This window comes from Methylorubrum suomiense, from assembly GCF_022179765.1.
Classification (GTDB): Bacteria; Pseudomonadota; Alphaproteobacteria; order Rhizobiales; family Beijerinckiaceae; genus Methylobacterium; species Methylobacterium suomiense.
In genome coordinates this window covers 404,702-422,994 of record NZ_BPRE01000002.1, presented here as the reverse complement: position 1 = coordinate 422,994, position 18,293 = coordinate 404,702, and the positions used below count along the sequence as shown (strand labels likewise).

The following is an 18,293-nucleotide window of genomic DNA, read 5'->3' as shown; positions in this document are numbered from 1 at the left end:
GGACGGGCTGAACGCCGATCGCATCCCCTCGCCGAGCGGCGGAACGTGGCGGGTCTCCTCCGTCTCGTACCTGCTCGACAATCCGAAATACCGCGGCGCCGTCGAGTACCTATTCCGATGGAACGGGGCCGAGACGCACGTCCTCCAGCCTGGTTCGCACGAGGCCATCGTCGGATGAGCGCTTCCCCCATGTCGCGCGCGGAGGCGATCGCCCTCGGCCGCACCGAGCCGGCCGCATCCGCCTACGGCGCGCACATGCGCGATCCCAGCGCGATCCGCCGTGAGGCCGAACGCGTCCGCATCCTGATGGCGGTGTGCCGCCTGCCGGCCGCGACGCCCGTGCTCGTCACCACGCCCGCCGACGACGTCGCCACCGATCCGGTGGAGCTGCGTCGGCTCGCCCTTTCGAGGTTCAGCCTGTGACTGCCTTCGCCATCTACTTCGGCGCCGGCGCTCGCCGTCGCTACCTCACCCACGCCGAGACCGAAGGCGACACCGCCAACGGCTGGCGTCCGCTGGTGTGGACCCGGGATGCGGCGCGCGCCGAGAAGTTCGGCTCCGCCGATGCTGCCCGCTCCTTCGCCGTCGAGCGCCTCGGACATTCGCTGTTCAGCGTCGGCGTCGTGCCTGGCGGCGGCCTGCCGACCGGCGATCTCGGGGGCACGCCGGCCGCCATGCGGGCCGCCGCCTGATGTCGGTCGCCGAGCAACGCCTCGAGGCCGCTCGCCGCGCGCTCGACGTGGCCCGCGACGCCCGCGAGGCTAACCACAACGCCGAGACCGCCTTGGCCGTCGCCAGCGCGCAACTGCGGTTCGACGAGGCCCGCCGGGCGCTCGTTCGGGAGGAGTGGTTCTGATGCACACCGCCGATCCCCGCCCGCCCCGGCTTGACCCGCTGTGGCTCGCCTTCGGCCTCGTGCCGCTGCTGTTCGTACTCGGCTCGTCCGCCCCGGTGAAGGCGGAGGTCCTGGGCTTCCGCGTCGAGGCTCGCGCCTGCCGCGGTGAGGTCTGTCGCCCGCTGCTCGGGTCGGGTCGGATGATCGGCGGTCGTTACGCCTGCGACGGTCGCGCCGCTCGCCTCCAGGATCTCGCGGCCGTCCTGCCGCCCGCCGCGCTCGGCCTGCCGGTCGGTCGGCTGCCGTGGCGCGTCACCGCTCGATGCGTCGGCGTCGAGGGGATGGCGCGCGCATGATGGGCGTCGGCTCCCGTGTCCGGCTCAACTCCGGCAAACGTCAGATGCTCGTCGTCGACTTGGAGCTCTATCCGCGCCGCTTCCTGTGCGCGTGGCCCGGTGGCGAGCGCTGGTTCCCGGCGGCCTGCCTGACGCTGGTGGCATGATGCTGTCTCGCCCGCGGCCTCCGGAAAGCCTGCTCGGCACTGAGGGCGCGCTCACGCTCACGCCCGTCGAGCCGGCACACGACCTGGAGGCTTGGGCCCGCGCGACCTTCATCGACGAAGGTGCGCTGCTCCTGAACGAGGAACACACGTACCTCCGCGACGCCCGGCTCGGGATGCTCTGGTGCGCGCTCCCGAATGAGCGACAGGGCAACGCCGTCGTCGGCCTGTGCGAGGAAGCGACCTTCATCGGCAATCGCTGGGCGAAGGCGCGCTGGACGCAGCAAATCATGGCCTGGTTCGGCGACGTGCCAGACTTCCTGCTCACCTTCGATGCCGGATTCGCGGACCAAGCTGACGACGCCACGTTTTGCGCCCTCGTCGAGCACGAGCTGTTGCACGCTGGCCAGAAGAAGGACGCTTGGGGCGCGCCGCGCTTCAACAGCCAGACCGGCCGCCCCGTGTTCGGCATCCGTGGCCATGACGTCGAAGAGTTCGTCGGCATCGTCGAGCGGTACGGCGTCGGCCCGGCGGCGGGTCGGACGCGGGCGCTCGTCGAAGCCGCCGCACGGGCCCCGCTGATCTGCTCGGCGGACATCAGCAGCGTGTGCGGCACCTGCCGGCGGCCTTGACGGGACCTTGACGCTTCCGATGAGCGCGAACGCACTGTCTGACGAGGTGAAACGCTTCGTCGTTCAACAACTTGCGATGTTCGAAACCCCCTCCGAGGTGGCGAAGGCCGTCAAAGAAGAGTTCGGCATCGAGACGACGCGCCAGGCCGTCGAAGCCTACGACCCGGGCAAGCGCGCGGGGGCGGCGCTGTCGCAAGAATTCCGCGACCTGTTCGAGGCCACGCGCGCAAATTTCCTCGCCGATACGGCGGCGATCGCGGTCTCGCACAAGGTGGTGCGCCTGCGGACGCTCTCCCGCCTGATTGAGACGGCCGAGAAGCGCGGTAACGCCGTCCTCGTGGCTTCGCTGCTGGAGCAGGTCGCGAAGGAATGCGGGGACGCCTTCACGAACAAGCGACAGGTTGAGGCGAGCGGCAAGGATGGCTCACCCCTCGTCGCCGGCATCGCCGTCACCTTCATCGACGGCCCTGGCAAACCCGGCTGAGTTCCCGCGCAAGCTGGCGTTCCTGTTCCGGCCGAAGCGGTACAAGATCGCCAAGGGTGGGCGCGGGGGCGGGAAATCCTGGGCCTTTGCTCGGGCGCTCCTGATCCTCGGTGCGGAGCGGAAACTCCGGATTCTTTGCGCCCGCGAGTTCCAGAATTCGACTGCGGACAGCGTGCACGCGCTGCTGAAGGACCAAGCCGAGAAGCTCGGGCTGGGCCACTTCTATCAGGTCCAGCAAACGCGGATCATCGGGGCGAACGGCACCGAATTCTCGTTCGAGGGCCTTCGGCATAACGTCACGAAGATCAAGTCTTACGAGGGCGTCGACATCTGTTGGGTCGAAGAGGCCCGCACCGTCTCGAAGTCGTCCTGGGACACGCTGATTCCGACGATCCGCAAACCGGGTTCGGAAATCTGGATCAGCTTCAACCCGGAGCTTGCAGAGGACGAAACGTACAAGCGTTTCATTGCGCACCCGCCGACAAATTCGGAAGTCGCGACCATCAATTGGTATGACAATCCGTGGTTTCCGGTGGAGCTACAGCAGGAAGCGAAAGACCTGCTGGCCCGCGACCCGATCGCCTATGAGACGGTCTGGGAGGGGCACTGCAAGCAGGTCCTCGACGGCGCGATCTACTCGAACGAGATCCTGGCGGCGACGCGGGACGGGCGCTTCACCAGCGTTCCGTTCGATCCTTCGAAGCCGGTGCACACGTTCTGGGATCTGGGTCGGGCGGACAAAACCTCGATCTGGTTTGCCCAGATGGTCGGCTTCGAGTTCCGGCTGATCGACTATTACGAGAACCGCGGCTTCGCGCTCGAGCACTACCTCGACAAGCTCAAGGCGCTCTCCGAGGAACGCGCCTACGTCTACGGGGAGAACTGGCTCCCTCACGACGCGCAGAACGAGCTTCTGGCCTCGAAGCGCACCATCGAGCAGCAACTCTGGGACGCCAAGTACCGGGTCCGCATCGTGCCTCGCCTGACCGTCGCCGCCGGCATCGACGCCGCGCGCCAGGTGTTCGGGCGGTGCTTCTTCGATGAGACCCGCTGCGCCGATGGGCTCCAGGCGCTGCGGAACTATCGCTACGACGTGGATCCCGACACGCAGCAGTTTTCGAAGAACCCGCTGCACGATTGGGCCAGCCACGGCGCCGACGCCTTCCGCTACTTCGCGGTCGGCATCGCTAAGCCGCGCGCGCCCGATGAGACGGTGGCGGGCCCCAACGACGTTTATGCGCGCCGCCGTCGCGAGCGCGCCAGCACCTCACAAGGATCGGGTTGGGCGGCATGACGGACACCCACGCCGATCGCGAGCCCGCGTCCGCTGAGGAGCGGGCCGCCCTCGAAGATGCCGCGCTGCTGCGCAAGTTGCAGGGGTGGTTCCGCGCCGATCGCGATGCCTCCTCGAAGTGGAGGTCTGAGGCTCGGATCGATTACGATTTCGTGGCGGGTGAGCAGTGGGCGCCGGAGGATGCGGCCGCGCTGCGGGAGCAGGGTCGGCCCCCGATCACGTTCAACCGCGTCCTGCCGGTCATCAAGGCGGTTGCGGGCTCCGAGGTCAACGCGCGCCAGGACATCCAATACCTGCCGCGCGAGGTCGGTGACGGCGCCCTGAACGAGCTGCTCACCGAAGGCTCGCGCTACCTCGCGGACGAGGCTGAGGCGGAGGACGAGGAATCCGACGCCTTCGTCGACTGCGCGATCTGCGGGCTCGGCGTCGTCGAGATGCGGCTCGATTACGAGATCGATCCGGACGGCGCGTACTGCGAAGATCGAGTCAACCCGCTGGAGATGTTTTGGGACGCCTCCGCGGCGAAGCGGAACCTCTCGGATGCCCGCCGGATCTTTCGCGCGAAGAGCATGGATCGCCTCGAAGCGGAGGGGCTGTTCCCCGATACCGATCCGTCCGTGCTCGATGCGGCATGGGCTGAGGATCGCGACGGTGGGAAGCCGCACCGCGAGATCGGGGCCGGCGAGCGTCGCATCGATCGGCCCGGCACCGCCGACGAGGGCACGTCCCGCGTCACGATCGTCGAATGCCAGTGGTGGGAACGGGTCCGCATCGCGGTGGCCATCAACCCGGCCACGGGCGAGACGACCGAGATGGAGCCGGAGCAGGCTGCGGTGCTGGAGCGGCGCGCCAACGTGCTCGCCATGCCGGTTCAGATCGTCCACCGAATGAAGCGGCGCTATCGGCGCGCCTTCCTCGGGACGGAGGTCCTGGAGCAGGGTCCGGCCCCGGCCGGTGACCGTTTCAGCTACGCGTTCCTGACCGGCGACCGCGACCAGAACCGGAATTCGTGGTTCGGCATCGTGCGGCCGATGCGCGATCCGCAGCGCTTCGCCAACAAGTGGCTGAGCCAGACCCTCGACATGCTCAACCGCCAGGCCAAGGGCGGGATGATGATGGAAGAGGGCGCGGTGCCGGACCAAGCCGCGTTCGAAGCCTCCTACGCCAAGCCCGGCGCTATCTCTTGGATGACCGACGGTGCGCTGATGGGCGGCCGGATGAAGGAAAAGCCGCTGCCGGTCCTGCCGTCGGGGCACTGGCAGCTCATGGAGTTCGCCATCGGGTCGATCCGCGACTCGTCCGGTGTGAACCTCGAACTGCTGGGGGCGAAGCAGCAGGAGCAGGCCGGCGTGCTGGAGTACCAGCGCAAGCAAGCGGCCATGACGATCCTGGCCTCGCTGTTCGATGCCCTGCGGCGCGCCCGCAAGCACATTGGCCGCGTGCGCCTCTACTTCATCCAGACGTACCTCTCCGACGGGCGCCTGATCCGCATCGTCGGCGATAAGGGCACCCGCGTCGTGCCGCTCGTGCGAGACAAGACGGCGGGTCAGTACGACGTCGTCATCGACGAGGCGCCGAATTCGCCGAACCAGCAGGAGCGGGTTTGGGCGACGTTCGTGCAAGTCCTGCCGATCATCAAGGACATGATTACCCCTCAGGTCCTCCTTGAGGTGCTGCCCTACTCGCCGTTCCCCGACAGCTTCGTCGCCAAGCTGCGCGAGCTGCTGGCCAACGCGCCGACCGATCCGCATGCCGAGGAACAGCGTCAGATCGCGGTGCGCACCGCGGTGGCGAAAATCGAGGACATGACGGCGGGCGCCGGTCTCAAGGCCGCGAAAGCCGATCGCGAGCGCGGGCTGGCCGAACAGGACCGGATCGACGGCTTCGCGAAGGTGGCGGCCATGGCTGCACCGCCCCAGCCCGCCGCGGCATTCGCGGCCTAACCCTTCCGCACGGTCGGCGCGTCAGTCCGGCCTTCGTCTCCATCACGTTACGAGGAATCGACCATGAACGACGACGCGAACAGCGGCGGCGATGATGCTTTCACGGCTGAGGAACAGGCCGCGTTCGACGCCTATGCGAGCGGCGCTGAGGCCTCTGCCGCGCTCGTAGGCGGCGGTGAGCCGGCGCCGGGTGGCGCTGCTGCTCTCGAGGCGGCCGCGGCTGCTCCTGCTGCCCCTGCTGCCCCTGCGGCGAGCGGTGAGGCTGCCGCGCCCGGCGACGTGGTCGATCCCGACGCGGAAGACGGATCGCCCGAGGAGAACAAGGGCAAGTTCGTCCGTCATGGCGCGTTCCATCAGGAGCGCGAGCGCCGCAAGAACGCTGAGCGCCAACTCGCCGAGTTGCAGGAGCGCTATGCCCGCGGCGACGAGCGCCTGAAGCTCCTGACACAGGCGATGCAGGCCGGTCCGCAGGGCCAGCAGGCCGCCCAGCCGGTGGCGGCTGAGCCCGAGCCCATCCCGGATCCGAACCAGGACATCTTCGGGTACGTGCAGCACCTCGAGAAGCGGCTCGCCGAAATCGCCTCCGGTCAGCAGCAGATGACGGAGGCGCAGAAGCAGCAGGCGGAGGCCGATCGCGAGACCCAGGAGCGCAACAGCATCGTCTCCGCGTTCCAGCGCGATCACGCCCGCCTCGTCCAGGCCGAACCGACCTACGGCGATGCCTACGCCTACCTGATCCACGGTCGCGTTGCCGAGCTGAAGATGTTCGGCCTCAACGACCAGGAGGCCATCGCGCAGGCCAACGCCGACGAGCTGTCCTTCGTCCGCGCCTGCTTCGCCCGCAACGTCTCGCCCGCCGAGCAGGCCTTCGCCCTCGCCAAGTCGCGCGGCTTCACCCCGAAGGCTTTGGAGCCCGCCGCCCCGGCCGCTGCGCACGCCGAGACCGCAGCGGAGCGCCAGACCCGCCTCGCTGCCGGGCAGGCTGCCTCAAAGTCGCTTTCGTCCGCCGGTGGCGCTCCGGCCGGCGAGGTCACGCTCGAAATGCTCGCCTCCATGTCGGAGAGCGAGTTCGAGGCCTTCCAGGCGAAGAACCCGGGCAAGGTCGCCCGCCTCATGGGGGAGGCCGCCTAAGGGCGGTCACCTCGATCGAACGCTGAACGGAGCCCGGCACGATGCCCGCACCCATGGTCACCACGCAGCTCGTGGATCGCTCCGGCAATCCGCTGGGCGTCGCCGCGGCTCCGCTCGTCACCTCGAACGCCCCCGGTGAGGCCCACATCGGGCAGGTCGGCGGCACCACGATCATCTCGACGGGCGTGCTGATCCGCCCGGCCGATACCGCGGACTATGCGGTCGGTGACCTGATCGGCGCCTCGACCGCGCCCGGCGTCGGCAACGTCATGGTCCTGCCGGGCGTGGCCCGCATTCCGGGCGGGACGGGCCGCGTGATCCGGGTTCGGGCGGCGACCAACCAGGCCGCCTTCGTCGGCACCCTGCGGCTTCACCTGTTCAAGACGCTGGTCGCACCGGCCGTCGGCGATAATGGCGTGCTCGCCGCCGCGGTCGCGAACTACGTAAATTATTACGGCTCCGCCGATGTGACGCTCGCGCAGGGCATCCTCTCCGACGGCTCGAAGGGCTTCATGGCCTTCTCGCCGCCGATCGCCTTCGACGTGCCTGCGGGCGCATCGGACATCTACGCCCTGCTCGAGGCCCGCACCGCCTTCACCCCCGCGAGCGGGCAGCGTTTCTCGGTCACGGTCGAGGCGGACGTCGACTGATGCCCGCCAACGTCGGGTATCGCCGCTGGGACCTGCTTGAGCCCGAGGCCATGATCCCGGCCAACATGTACGTCGCCCCGGCGAAGCGCTGGGCGATCCTCGCGCTTGGCGTCGTCGTCGCCATCGTCCTCCTGCCACCCGGCGTGCGCCCAACGCTCCTGAGCGGCCAGACCGCCGTGCTGAGCACCACGCTGCGGGTCGGCGACCGCCCCTAAGCCCCTCCTCCCTCCCCGAACGACCCCACGGAGCGCACCATGCGTCTTGTCCGAACCCTTGCGCTTGCCTGCGCTCTACTCGCCCCGCTGCCCGCCCTGGCGCAGTCGGTGGTGCCGGCCTATCGCTCCGCCGCGCCGATCACGCCCGGCACGCCGGTCTCTTCCGGTGACGGCGTCGCGCTGGCCTGCTCGGTCGGCGGCACCCTCCGTCTCGTGATGCACGATGGCTCGCTGCTCGACTTCTACGCGCAGCAGGGCACCGCCATCGTCGATAACCTCGCGGTCAAGGACGTCTCGGCCGCCGGCACCTCGGCGACCTGCTCCGTCACCGTCCTGCGTCGGGGCTGAACCATGGCCCAGCGCAACCCCTTCAACCTGTTCGGCGGCGGCAACTCGCCCGCTGCCTCGGTCGGCAGGGTCGCCGTTGGCGCCATGCTCGTCACCGGCACCGTGCCGGCCGGCGCAACCGCCGTCTGCCGCAAGAAGGTCGGCAGCACGGTGACCACACTCGGCACCGCCACCGTCACGGCGACCGGGGCGGCGAGCTACACCCTCAGCGCCGCAGCGGCCGGCGGTGAAAGCTACGGCTTCGCCTGGACTCTGCCGGGCGAGAGCGTGTTCACGGCCGTCATCGTCGGTCTCGGCCCGGCGGCCACCAAGTTCACGGTCGGCGCGTCTGAGGGCTCGCTGGTCGCGGCGATCACGGGCCTCGATGCCGGTGTGACCGCGAAGTCGATCGCACCGAACGACGGCCGTCTGACGCTCAACGCCGCCGGCAACGCGATCCTCGTCGGTCTCACCGCCTCCTCGGTCGGCACGAAGGCCTACACGGTCACGCTGACCACGGGCGAGACGTTCAACATCACGGTGACGGTGGAGGCCCCGGCGGCGGGCGATCCGACCCGCTGGATGTTCGCTGCCACGCGACTGCGCTTCCCAACGACGACGGGCACTTTCCCGGCGGCCGGCATCTATCAGGTCCAGAGCTTCTTCATCGGCACCCCGGACTATCCGACGACGGAGCCGCGGTTCTTCCTGCCAACCTTTACCCAGACTACTGGCGGCGCCGCGAATGCCGAAGTCGCTGGTGCCAACGTCATCAATTACGAGGGCCTCAGCATCAAGGTCGGTGGGCAGTGGTATTCCTGCCCGACGGCTGCCTTCGCGATCGACCCGTCAACGGAATCGTGCGGCTACCTGCTGGACGCCATTCCCGGTGTCACCTTGCCGGCCAATTCGCTGATCGAGTGCCGCATCGCCTTCAACGCGGCGAGCGGTGCGCAGGTCTGGGGGTCGGTGCGTGCCAACGATCTCGGCGAGGTCTCGATGGGCGCAACGAGCAGCCTCGCCGCAGCCCTGACCGATGGTCGGACGCTCACCGGCTCGAATGGCCTCGCCCGCCAGTTCATCCCTGGTTACATGATCGCCAAGGGCTGGGATGGTCGCCCAGTCGGCCTGATGTCGGGCGATTCAATCCAGGCCGGGGCGAATGAAAATTCGCTCACCGGCTTCCTCTCCCCGCGCGGCTGCATGGGCTATTGGCAGCGCGGCCTCGACGACAACACCCAGAGCAAGCGCATCCCCTTCGGCACGATTGCCCTCGAGGGGTCGCGTCCGTCGGATATGGCCAACCGGGCCAATTGGCCTCGCAAGCTCGATGCGGTGAAGAAGGCCACCGACGCCAACGGCGGCAAGGTGCCGATGACCTTCATCGGCACGAACCACGGCACGAACTCCGCGACCGTCGCCGATCCGTACTCGTGGCTCACCGGGTTCTACCAGCGGTGCCACGACGAGTGGCCGAACACCCCGATCTATCACTCGGAGCTGCTTCAGCGCCCGGCGTCCACGGACGGCTATCAGAGCCTCGCCAATCAAACGACGACCGCCCCCGACTCCTACAACGGCGGCACGTCTTCCGGCATCCGTTGGGCCGCCAACGAGATCATCGGCAAGGGGGCGCCCAACGGCGATCCGACTGCTCGGGCTCGCGTGGATCTGGCGACGGACGGCAAGCCGTATATCGCCGGATCGTTCGCGGCATGGCGGCCGATTGCTTTCGACACGGGCAACAACCGCGACAAGCTCGGGGTCGTGGCGCTCAACACGACGCTCTCGGCCGACATCGCGTCCGGTGCGACCACCCTTCCGCTGTCAGACCTCGGCTCGGTCCAGGTCGGCGACATCGTGATCGTGAACCCCGGCGGCACCGGGGCTTACGACAGCGCCGTGCGCAGCATCAGCGGCAACAACGTCACCTTGGCGGGCGGCGGCTCTCAAGCGTTCACCGCCGGAACGAAGGTGACGGCCGCCTACAATGATCGCAGCGGCCTCCATCCTGGCCCGCGTACTCACATCAAGATCGCGATGGAGGCCGTGGTCCCGTGGAAGCAGTTTATGGGATGGGTCAACGCGGCCGTCGATCCGGCGCCGCTGAGCCTCGCGAACGTGCCCTGGGCGAGCGACGTGCCAGGCTCCGACGCCTACGAGGGCAGCGCCTACCTGACCGGGCGCCGCAAGGTCGGCCGTACCTCGACCGCTCCGCTCAAGGATGCCGCGACGGCAACCCTGCCGACGGGTTGGACGCGCGACACGAGCAACAGGACGATCATCCTCACCAGTTCGATCCCGGCCGGCGAGACCCTCATCTCCGACTGGCTGTTTCAGGATGATTGGAGCATCCGCATCCCGGCCTCCGGGGGCACGCCGCTCAACCTCACCTTCGATCAGAACGTCTTCAAGCCGACCAAAACCAAGTCGTATTTGATCGACAACCGGCAGAACGGAAACACGACGGTCACCAACAACACCGTGGGCGGCAGCATCGCCGACGCGGCGGGCAGCCCGATGACGTTCCTGATGCACCCTGGCGGGACGGGGTCGGGGACGTATCGGTTCAACGCCTTCTGGAACATGCCGGAGGACCATATCCGGTTGTCAGAGGGCGGGGGTACTGTCGAATACAATTTCTGCTTCGGCGGTGGTCAGTCTCAGCTCGAAGATCCGCACTACGACACGATCCAGGTCCTCCCGAACGTCGTTCCGCGCACGCTCAAGGGCTCGATCGTCATTCGCTACAATTACTTCGACATGCGTCGCGGTATTGGCCATACGCAGGGTGTCCGCTTGGCGGATATTGCCGCGATCGATGCGGGAGTGACGATCACGATCGAAAACAATGTCATCGTCGATCCGAACTATGACATCTCGTTTTCTTCTGCCGATACCGGCACTGTGGTTCGGAATAACTACTTCGCTTCGCAGCCCTCCCCGTCGTACCAGAAGAGCGGCGCGGCTGACTTCGGCGAGTACCTCGGCCCGATCCCATCCACTGTGACCGTCTACGACAACTTCCGTCTGGAAACGGGCGCGAAGCTGGCGTTCGAGCGAAACCGACCTGCGTAACTCCAAGCCACATGCCTATTGTCCCGAGATGCCTTGATCTGTCTCGGGACCAGCTGCCTGGCCAGCCTCACGGTCGTCCTCGATTTGGTAGTGCAGTCATCCCTCATCAAGGACAGGTCTCACCGTAGTTAAGCGATCAGACGATGAGAATGTCGCCTTGGTGAAGTTGCTCGATATTCACACCCTTAAGGATGATGGTATCGTAATCGACGTTGCCAACGATGATGATGCTGTCGTTGCCGTTGTAGTACCAGCTGTTTACCTCGCGATCGGTATCGAGCACGATCGTGTCGTGGTTAGCCCCACCGGTGTGAAAATTGCGTATCACGTCATCCCCGAAGCCGTCCTTGAAGACGAAAGTTGCGCCGCCCTCGGTGCTGGTGAAAACATCGTCGTGAGACGTGCTTTCGACGGACGCGCCATTACCGAGCTTGGTGACGAACAGAGACCCGTCGTTGCGGACTGTTTCTTGTATGCGGATTGAACCATCTGTTTCGGTGATCTGAATGTGCTGGCCATCAGGGGCCATACTCATCGCGTAATGAGCGCCATCATCAAGTGTTTTTGTCTGGTAGGTGAGATTGTCGCCTGCATCGAAGCGTTCTTCCAAGACGATCTTGCCGTCTCTATTGTATTCTAAATGTCGATGCGGAATGCGTGCTCCTTCAGCATCGTTCCACTGATCGACTATTTTAGATGTATTTCCGAATACGTAGGTTTGGGCCAAGTTGCTGACGAGCCCGGACGCGTCGTAGCTGATACGTAGCGTTCCGAATTCTGAGCCAAGAACAGTGAACGATGGAGATTCCGTCGGCCCGTAGTAAACGTCTTTAGTAGTATAGAAAAACTCTGGAGTTCGCTCAGTTTCTCTTTCGATTTGGGGCCCTGTAGCTATATCTGTCGTAGAATATGAAGTTTGCGATATGAAGCCTAGAGCATCATAGCTCCACGTCTTGCGGAAACCAATCAACGTATCCTCTTGGGATACAATCCATCCCTGTTCATTGTACAAATTGTTAATTCCAAACTGACCATCAAAACTTGTTGAATACGACGATGTGCCGTCTGGATAGTATTGTAAGATGGTTTCAAATCCCAAGTTAAAATCGAGGGTTCGCCGATAAATTTCTCGGCCTTCGTCGTCGATTTTGACTGTCGAGAAAATGGAGGCGTCATCTTGGATGACGTGTTCGCCAGGCGGCAAGCTGCTCTGCGGTGGCGTAGGCGAGTTCACAATTGGCGCGGGCATGTGATTCGATCGCTCCCGTTGAGAGGGGAGGCAAGCAACCATGAATTATTATTCATTGCAACCCATCGCAAAGAGTTATTATTCCTGCTAAGCCGTCAGGGGAAAGCGTTGCAATGTACACGGATTCGACCTGTGATGAGCCCGGCATCGTTCGAATGATCTTTGACTGATGTGTGCCTCTATCATCGTACGGATAGTGAACACCTACCGCTACGCCTGCTGACGCTCTGCTTGAGCGCTAGATCGACGAAGCCTGAGCGCACATTTCGCCTTTCCACGGTGCATCTTCGGGCACAGCCCCTATCGCAGGCGCTTCGTGATCGCGAACCGCTGACAGTACTGAATGTGGCAGATGCGGTGGGATCTTCCCGCTGCGGCAGCCAGCGAACCCCCTTGACCCGACGGGCAAAACGGCCCCAAGGACTATCCGTCGCGAGACGTGCGGGCACAGGCCCCGTCTGCGGCATCTCTCCGAGTTTCGGCATCCTCGACACGCTGCCCGCGATCCGCGGACCGGCGCGCCGTCGCATGCCGCTTCGCCTGATCGCACGTCACGCGATCCGCCCAAGCCGCGTCAGCGCCTCCGCCTGAGCCCCGTTACGGCTCCCGTCCGACCACCGTCCCCAACGGCACATGGGGCCCGGCTTCCGTCCGCGGCGCGACGCACGCCCGCAACGCCCCTTCCCACGGAATCCCAAGCCTCAGAGGCACCCCCATGTCCTATACCGCCTTCGGTCAGAACGACCCGATGGCCGTGAAGCTCTGGTCGAAGAAGCTCGCGGTCGAAGCCAACAAGTCCATCGACATCGATCCCCTGATCGGCACCTCCGACGCCTCGGTCGTCCAAGAGAAGACCGAGACCAAGAAGGGCAACGGCGACCAGGTCACCTTCGGCCTGCGCATGCAGCTCAAGGGCCCCGGCTTCTCGTCCTCGGACGTCGCTGAGGGCAACGGCGAGCAGCTCGGCACCAACTCCGACAAGGTCACGATCGACGAGCTCGGTCACGTCGTCGGCGTGAAGTCCGAGAACACGATCGACCAGCAGCGCGTGCCGTTCGATCTCCGTGAGCAGGCCCGTGCCGGCCTCGCCGACTGGTTCCAGACCCGCAAGACGGTCTGCTTCTTCAACCACGTCTGCGGCTTCACCCCGGCCAACGAGCTGGGCAAGAAGTTTACCGCCAACAACGTCGTCACCGCGCCGTCGGCCGGTCGCATCATGCGTCCGAACGGCCGTGCCAACGACGCCGCCCTCGTGGCAGGCGACATCTTCACCCTCGACCTGATCGACCGCTCCGTCGAGCTGGCGAAGACAGGCGGCCAGGGCCGCAAGGTGATGATCCGCCCCGTCGTGGTGAACGGGAAGAAGTATTACATCCTCTACCTCGCCTCGGAGCAGATCACCTCGCTGCGCACCAACACCTCGGCGGGCCAGTGGCTGGACATCCAGAAGGCGGCCATGGCCGGCGCCAAGTCGAGCGAGAGCCCGATCTTCACCGGCGCGCTCGGTGAGTACAACGGCGTCATCCTGCGCGAGGCCCAGGACATCACCGCGGGCGTCTCGGCCGATGGCAAGTCCGCGGTCCCCAACACCCGCCGCGCCGTGCTGCTCGGCGCGCAGGCGGCGACCATCGCCTACGGCAAGGCGGGCGGGGACACCCGTTACCGCTGGAACGAGGAGCTGCTCGACCACAAGCGCAACCTCGAGGTCTCGGCCTGGGCGATCTGGGGCATGAAGAAGACGACCTACAACGGCGACGACTTCGGCACGATCGTCATCCCGACCTACGCCAAGCCCGCCGACGCGGCCTGAGGCATCGCCCTCCCCTGAGTGATCAGCGCGCGGGGCCACGGGCTCCGCGCGTCCTCCTCCCCCCATCCTGAAGAGGGCCCGCCATGGCCACCGACTTCCCCCCGTCCAACCCGCCCGCGCGCGAGTACCGCGAGCAGGAAATTCACTATGTCCGCCGCTCCGTCACCTTCGCGAACGGCACCTTCGTGATGCCCGCCGCGCTCCCGGCCGGCGCGCTCATCACCCGTACCCTGGTGCTCGTCTCGACCGCGTTCTCGGCCGGCGCGGCGCTGATCGTCGGCACCACGCCGGGCGGCAACGACATCGTCGCGGCTGGCGACTCGGCCGTGACCGCGGCGGGCGTGAAGCGCCCAGACACCGGCACCCTCAAGGGTCCGCTGGCGGCCGATACCCCGCTCTACGGCACGATCACGGGCGGCCCGGTCGCCGGCGCCGCGACGCTCACGTTCGAGTTCGCGCCGAACAACGACGGCTGATGTCGCTGGTCTGGCTGCACTTCGCGGCCGCCGCGCTCCTGACGGCGGAGCCACCGGCCCCGCCGCCCCCTCCTCCCGAACCGAGCGATGCCGATGCCGGACGCGCAGAACCGCCCGACGCTGGCCGAACTCGTCGCGGAGATCGAGGACGACATCGAGCGGGCCGACCTGGAGCCGCAGGTCCTCCGCGCCGTTGAGCGGGCGATTCGGCACTACCAGCCGGTCCGCTTCTTCTTCAACGAGCAGATCCTAACGTTCGTGACCCTGCCGGGGACGGACGTCTACGGCTCCGGCGACGCCTCGGCGATCCCGAACCTGATGGCGATCGACAGCGCCGTTCTCATCGAGAATGGCCAGGTCTTGACGCTCCGGCGCATCCCCGAAACGTCGATCGAGGCGCTCGACGATCCCGCGGCGCCGTCCCGGCCCTGCGGGTTCTCCTACTTCGACCGGTCGCTCCGGCTCTGGCCGATGCCGTCCGGGGAATGGACGGTGCGCCTGACCGCGCATGTCCTGCTGCCGGTGCCGCCGCTCGACGAAGGCAACGCCTGGACCGACGAGGCCGGCAGCCTGATCGCGGCGTCGGCCAAGCGGCACCTCGCGCTGAACAGCCTGAAGGACGCCAAGCTCGCGCAGGCGCAGGGCGTTCTCGTGAGCGAGGAAGAGGGCCGCCTGCGGGCGCGCTCGAACGTCATCGCTTCGTCCGGCCGGATCGCCGCGCACGACCTCTGACGGCCCCTCCCATCCCGATCGTCCCGTTGCCGGCGCCACACAGCGCAGGGGACCGGGCTGGCCTGCCCGGAGAACACCATGGCCGATCCGGCAACGATCACGTCGTACGACACGCTCCTCGACGCCGTGGGCGCGTATCTCGCCCGTAGCGACATCGACGAGCATTTCCCGACCTTCGTGCAGCTCACCGAAAACCGGTTCAACTCGGCCCTGAAGGCGCCGGGTATGGAGCAGGTTGCCACCATCGCGCTCGACGCGACGCTCAAGGGGGCTCCTGTCCCGGCCGACTATGTCGAGTGGATCAGCGCGGAATGGACCGGCGCCACCGGAGGCTTGCGCCCGCGCTCCCTGCGCTTCTTCGAGCCGAACAGCCCGGAATTCACCTTCCGCTACCGCCCGAACGGCCCGCCGCAGTATTTCACGGTCCTGGCGGGCGCGGTCCGGATCAAGCCCTTCGTCGCCGGATCGATCGACCTCGCCTTCTACCGGCAGATCCCCCCGCTGTCGGCGAGCGCCCAGACCAATTGGCTGATCGCGAAGGCGCCGCACCTCTACCTCTACGGGGTGCTGGCTGAGGCCTACAAATTCCAGAAGGACGAGGCGAACGCCGCGAAGTGGCGCGCCGACGCTGACGAGCGGCTCAAGCTGCTCGTGGGCGGCTCGAGCCAAGGCAAGGTCGGGCGCCGTCCCGAGAAGACGGCCGAGATGGAGGCGGACGTCGCCGCCAAGGCGCTGAGCTGATCCGTGCCCGCCACCCCGCTCGCCCCATACGCGCCGGACGTCGCCTCGGTCGATGCCACCGTGTCGGCTGTCGCCCGTAACGTCGTGCCGCGCGCCGACGGCTACGCGCCGATCCTGTCGCCGGTCCCGATCACGATAGCGCTGCCCGCGGCCTGTCGCGGCGCGGTCGCGGTCATCTCCCCGCGCTTCGGCACGCCGGTCTACTTCGCCGGGACCGGCACCAAGCTCTATCGCTCCCTCGGACGGGGCGAGTGGGTCGACGTGTCGAACGCGGCCCGCACGTACTCGATGCCGACGGACGATTCCTGGCAGTTCGCGCTCTACGGCATGCAGCTCGTTGCGGTGCATCTCGGCGCCCCGCCCCAAGTCATCGACGTCGACATCGAGAAGCAATTCCGGGATCTCGGCGCGGGGGGCGCGTTTCCGCCGCCGCGTGCCCGCCTCGTCGCCGTGGTGCGCGAGTACCTAGTGCTTGGGAACCTCGCCTCCGACCCGAACGCGGTGCAGTGGTCGGACATCGGCGATCCCGCCTCCTGGCCGCTCGGCGTCCAGGATGGCCACGACGGGGACATTCAGAGCTTCCCCGACGGCGGTGCCGTCACCGGGTTGGCCGGCGGCGATGGCGGTCTCCTCCTCCAGGAGCGCACCACGCGCCGAATGGACTTCGCGGGCGGTGAGGCGGTGTTCGGCTTCACCGTGCTCGAAGAGAACCGCGGTGCGGTCTCGCCCTCGGCGGTCGCCCGGGTCGGTGGTCGGGTGTTCTTCGTCGATCGCGACGGCTTCCACGCCTTCCCGTTCGCCGGCTCGAGCTCCACGCCGATCGGTGCGGAGCGCGTGAATCGGTTCTTCCTGTCCAGGGTGGACCCGAACCGCATCGCCGCGACGCTGGCGATCCGCGACGCGACCGGCCCGCGCATGTTCTTCGCCTATCGCCTCAAGGGCGCGCCGGCCGCCGATCCGACGGTGCTGGGCGAAGCCGTGGTCTACGATTGGCTGCTCGACCGGTGGGCGGGTCCGGTCACGCTCTCGATCCGCGCCGGCCTCGTCGCGGCCACGCCCGCCACGTCGATCGACGACATCGCGGGTTCGCTCGATGACGAGGGGCAGCTCTCGCTCGACGATGCCACCTATGCCGGCGGCGTACCCGCGCTCGGCATGGTCACCTCCGACAATCGGCTCGCGCTGTTCAACGGCGATCCGCTCGAGGCGGAGTTCGAGACGCCGGACCTTCGTCCGTTCCTGCCGAACCGCGCCTTCGCGCGCGGCGTCCGCCTGTCTTCGGATGCCGACGATTGGCGCGCCGCCGTCGGCGGTCGGGAAAGTTTGAAGGCTTCGGACGCGCCGGTCTATGCGAGGGAGCGGCCCCCGAACGTCGAGGGCTGGTCGCCGTGCCGCGTCTCGGCGCGAGTGCACCGGGCCCGCTTCCGCATCCCGGCCGGCACGACCTGGTCCTACGCAACGGGCGTCGAGGCCGACGTCGTCGAGGAGGGCGGCCGATGATCGTCCCCGGCGAATTCGAGACCTCGTTCGCGAAGATCACCCGCGCGATCCGCGATCTCGCGCAGGGCAGTTCGAACGCCATCGGTGAGGCAACGCTCGCGGCGGCCTCCACCACGCAGGTTCTGGATCCGCGGTGTGGTCCGAACAGCCTCGTGCTGCTCTCCCCGCTCGATGCCGGTGCGGCACTGGCCGGGATCCACGTCCTTTCAACGGGCCGCGGTTCGTTCACGCTCGGCCACGCTGCCGGAGCGGAGGGGCGACGGGTCCGCTTCGAGGTGCGGAAGCCATGATCCGCTTCTACGCCATCCCGCCTGTCGAGGCGGTGCGATACTGGCCCGCCGTCGAGGGGCATCTCCGCCGGGCCTGCGAGCGGAGCGTCGGTGACATCTCGACCGACACGCTGCTTGCCGATTGCCGGGCCGGCGCGGCGCATCTCCTGCTGACCTGCCGGGACGACACGATCCTCGCCGCCGCGGTCGCCCGGTTCTGTCTCCAGGCCGATGGCACCGTGGCCTGCGAACTCGTCGCGGCGGGCGGCGGCTCGCTGCGAGCGTGGCAGCACGTCATCCCCGATTTCGAGGCTTGGGCGCGGCACCTCGGCGCCATGAGCGTGCGCCTGTGCGGTCGTCCGGGCTGGGAACGCATCTTCCGCGGCTACCACCGCCGCCCCCTGATTTCTCTGTCCAAGGACCTCTGA

The 18,293-nt window shown here is 67.0% G+C and carries 23 protein-coding genes; 22 read left to right on the top strand and 1 reads right to left on the bottom strand.

The features are described from left to right. The first annotated feature begins 7 nt into the window (after window positions 1-7). The 15 genes from MFF26_RS05400 to MFF26_RS05330 all read left to right on the top strand — a co-directional run bounded on the left by MFF26_RS05400 (window position 8) and on the right by MFF26_RS05330 (window position 11,088). Window positions 8-178, top strand: coding sequence for a recombinase family protein (locus MFF26_RS05400; protein WP_283207393.1), 171 nt, complete (start codon window positions 8-10; stop codon window positions 176-178). After that, a complete protein-coding gene (locus MFF26_RS05395; protein ID WP_137831622.1) occupies window positions 175-423 on the top strand; it encodes a hypothetical protein in 249 nt (82 codons plus the stop codon). The genes MFF26_RS05400 and MFF26_RS05395 overlap by 4 nt, the downstream gene beginning before the upstream one ends. Beyond that, the gene (locus MFF26_RS05390; protein WP_137831621.1) at window positions 420-692 is read left to right on the top strand and encodes a hypothetical protein; all 273 of its coding nucleotides are present in this window, start codon (window positions 420-422) and stop codon (window positions 690-692) included. The genes MFF26_RS05395 and MFF26_RS05390 overlap by 4 nt, the downstream gene beginning before the upstream one ends. Continuing rightward, window positions 692-856, top strand: a complete 165-nt coding sequence (locus tag MFF26_RS05385; RefSeq protein WP_171015607.1) for a hypothetical protein — start codon at window positions 692-694, stop codon at window positions 854-856. Before MFF26_RS05390 ends, MFF26_RS05385 begins: the two co-directional genes overlap by 1 nt. Beyond that, window positions 856-1,191 carry a hypothetical protein gene (locus tag MFF26_RS05380; protein WP_137831620.1) on the top strand — a complete coding sequence of 112 codons (336 nt, stop codon included), beginning with the start codon at window positions 856-858 and terminating at the stop codon, window positions 1,189-1,191. The genes MFF26_RS05385 and MFF26_RS05380 overlap by 1 nt, the downstream gene beginning before the upstream one ends. Continuing rightward, window positions 1,188-1,337, top strand: a complete 150-nt coding sequence (locus MFF26_RS05375; RefSeq protein ID WP_171015606.1) for a hypothetical protein — start codon at window positions 1,188-1,190, stop codon at window positions 1,335-1,337. The genes MFF26_RS05380 and MFF26_RS05375 overlap by 4 nt, the downstream gene beginning before the upstream one ends. Continuing rightward, window positions 1,334-1,966, top strand: a complete 633-nt coding sequence (locus MFF26_RS05370; protein ID WP_238307700.1) for a putative metallopeptidase — start codon at window positions 1,334-1,336, stop codon at window positions 1,964-1,966. The genes MFF26_RS05375 and MFF26_RS05370 overlap by 4 nt, the downstream gene beginning before the upstream one ends. Window positions 1,967-1,985: 19 nt before the next feature. Beyond that, window positions 1,986-2,450 (top strand): DUF2280 domain-containing protein, encoded by a 465-nt coding sequence (locus tag MFF26_RS05365; protein ID WP_137831619.1) that lies wholly within the window; start codon window positions 1,986-1,988, stop codon window positions 2,448-2,450. Beyond that, window positions 2,386-3,744, top strand: a complete 1,359-nt coding sequence (locus tag MFF26_RS05360) for a PBSX family phage terminase large subunit (RefSeq protein WP_137831631.1) — start codon at window positions 2,386-2,388, stop codon at window positions 3,742-3,744. Before MFF26_RS05365 ends, MFF26_RS05360 begins: the two co-directional genes overlap by 65 nt. Next, entirely contained in the window at window positions 3,741-5,687 is a 1,947-nt protein-coding gene (locus MFF26_RS05355) for a portal protein (protein WP_238307698.1), read from the top strand. The genes MFF26_RS05360 and MFF26_RS05355 overlap by 4 nt, the downstream gene beginning before the upstream one ends. A 63-nt stretch (window positions 5,688-5,750) precedes the next feature. Beyond that, window positions 5,751-6,818, top strand: coding sequence for a hypothetical protein (locus MFF26_RS05350; protein WP_137831618.1), 1,068 nt, complete (start codon window positions 5,751-5,753; stop codon window positions 6,816-6,818). Window positions 6,819-6,859: 41 nt separating this feature from the next. Continuing rightward, window positions 6,860-7,468 carry a hypothetical protein gene (locus MFF26_RS05345; protein WP_137831617.1) on the top strand — a complete coding sequence of 203 codons (609 nt, stop codon included), beginning with the start codon at window positions 6,860-6,862 and terminating at the stop codon, window positions 7,466-7,468. Continuing rightward, the gene (locus tag MFF26_RS05340) at window positions 7,468-7,683 is read left to right on the top strand and encodes a hypothetical protein (protein WP_137831616.1); all 216 of its coding nucleotides are present in this window, start codon (window positions 7,468-7,470) and stop codon (window positions 7,681-7,683) included. Before MFF26_RS05345 ends, MFF26_RS05340 begins: the two co-directional genes overlap by 1 nt. A 39-nt stretch (window positions 7,684-7,722) precedes the next feature. Further along, entirely contained in the window at window positions 7,723-8,031 is a 309-nt protein-coding gene (locus MFF26_RS05335) for a hypothetical protein (RefSeq protein WP_137829146.1), read from the top strand. 3 nt (window positions 8,032-8,034) lie between these two features. Further along, a complete protein-coding gene (locus MFF26_RS05330; RefSeq protein ID WP_238307696.1) occupies window positions 8,035-11,088 on the top strand; it encodes a hypothetical protein in 3,054 nt (1,017 codons plus the stop codon). Window positions 11,089-11,224: 136 nt separating this feature from the next. Here MFF26_RS05330 and MFF26_RS05325 read toward each other — a convergent pair whose 3' ends face one another. After that, complete coding sequence (locus MFF26_RS05325; RefSeq protein ID WP_137829144.1) at window positions 11,225-12,337, bottom strand: hypothetical protein; 1,113 nt, start codon at window positions 12,335-12,337, stop codon at window positions 11,225-11,227. Window positions 12,338-13,052: 715 nt separating this feature from the next. Between MFF26_RS05325 and MFF26_RS05320 the strand changes: the two genes are divergently transcribed. The 7 genes from MFF26_RS05320 (at window position 13,053) to MFF26_RS05290 (ending at window position 18,293) form a co-directional block, all read left to right on the top strand. After that, complete coding sequence (locus MFF26_RS05320; RefSeq protein WP_137829143.1) at window positions 13,053-14,147, top strand: N4-gp56 family major capsid protein; 1,095 nt, start codon at window positions 13,053-13,055, stop codon at window positions 14,145-14,147. 83 nt (window positions 14,148-14,230) lie between these two features. After that, a complete protein-coding gene (locus MFF26_RS05315) occupies window positions 14,231-14,623 on the top strand; it encodes a hypothetical protein (protein ID WP_137829142.1) in 393 nt (130 codons plus the stop codon). Window positions 14,624-14,710: 87 nt separating this feature from the next. Next, entirely contained in the window at window positions 14,711-15,355 is a 645-nt protein-coding gene (locus tag MFF26_RS05310; protein WP_238307695.1) for a phage adaptor protein, read from the top strand. A 78-nt stretch (window positions 15,356-15,433) separates the two neighbouring features. Then, window positions 15,434-16,096 carry a phage adaptor protein gene (locus MFF26_RS05305; RefSeq protein WP_238307693.1) on the top strand — a complete coding sequence of 221 codons (663 nt, stop codon included), beginning with the start codon at window positions 15,434-15,436 and terminating at the stop codon, window positions 16,094-16,096. Between the two features lie 3 nt (window positions 16,097-16,099). After that, window positions 16,100-17,596 carry a hypothetical protein gene (locus MFF26_RS05300; RefSeq protein ID WP_137829140.1) on the top strand — a complete coding sequence of 499 codons (1,497 nt, stop codon included), beginning with the start codon at window positions 16,100-16,102 and terminating at the stop codon, window positions 17,594-17,596. After that, window positions 17,593-17,886 (top strand): hypothetical protein, encoded by a 294-nt coding sequence (locus MFF26_RS05295; protein WP_137829139.1) that lies wholly within the window; start codon window positions 17,593-17,595, stop codon window positions 17,884-17,886. The genes MFF26_RS05300 and MFF26_RS05295 overlap by 4 nt, the downstream gene beginning before the upstream one ends. Further along, a complete protein-coding gene (locus tag MFF26_RS05290; RefSeq protein ID WP_238307691.1) occupies window positions 17,883-18,293 on the top strand; it encodes a hypothetical protein in 411 nt (136 codons plus the stop codon). Before MFF26_RS05295 ends, MFF26_RS05290 begins: the two co-directional genes overlap by 4 nt.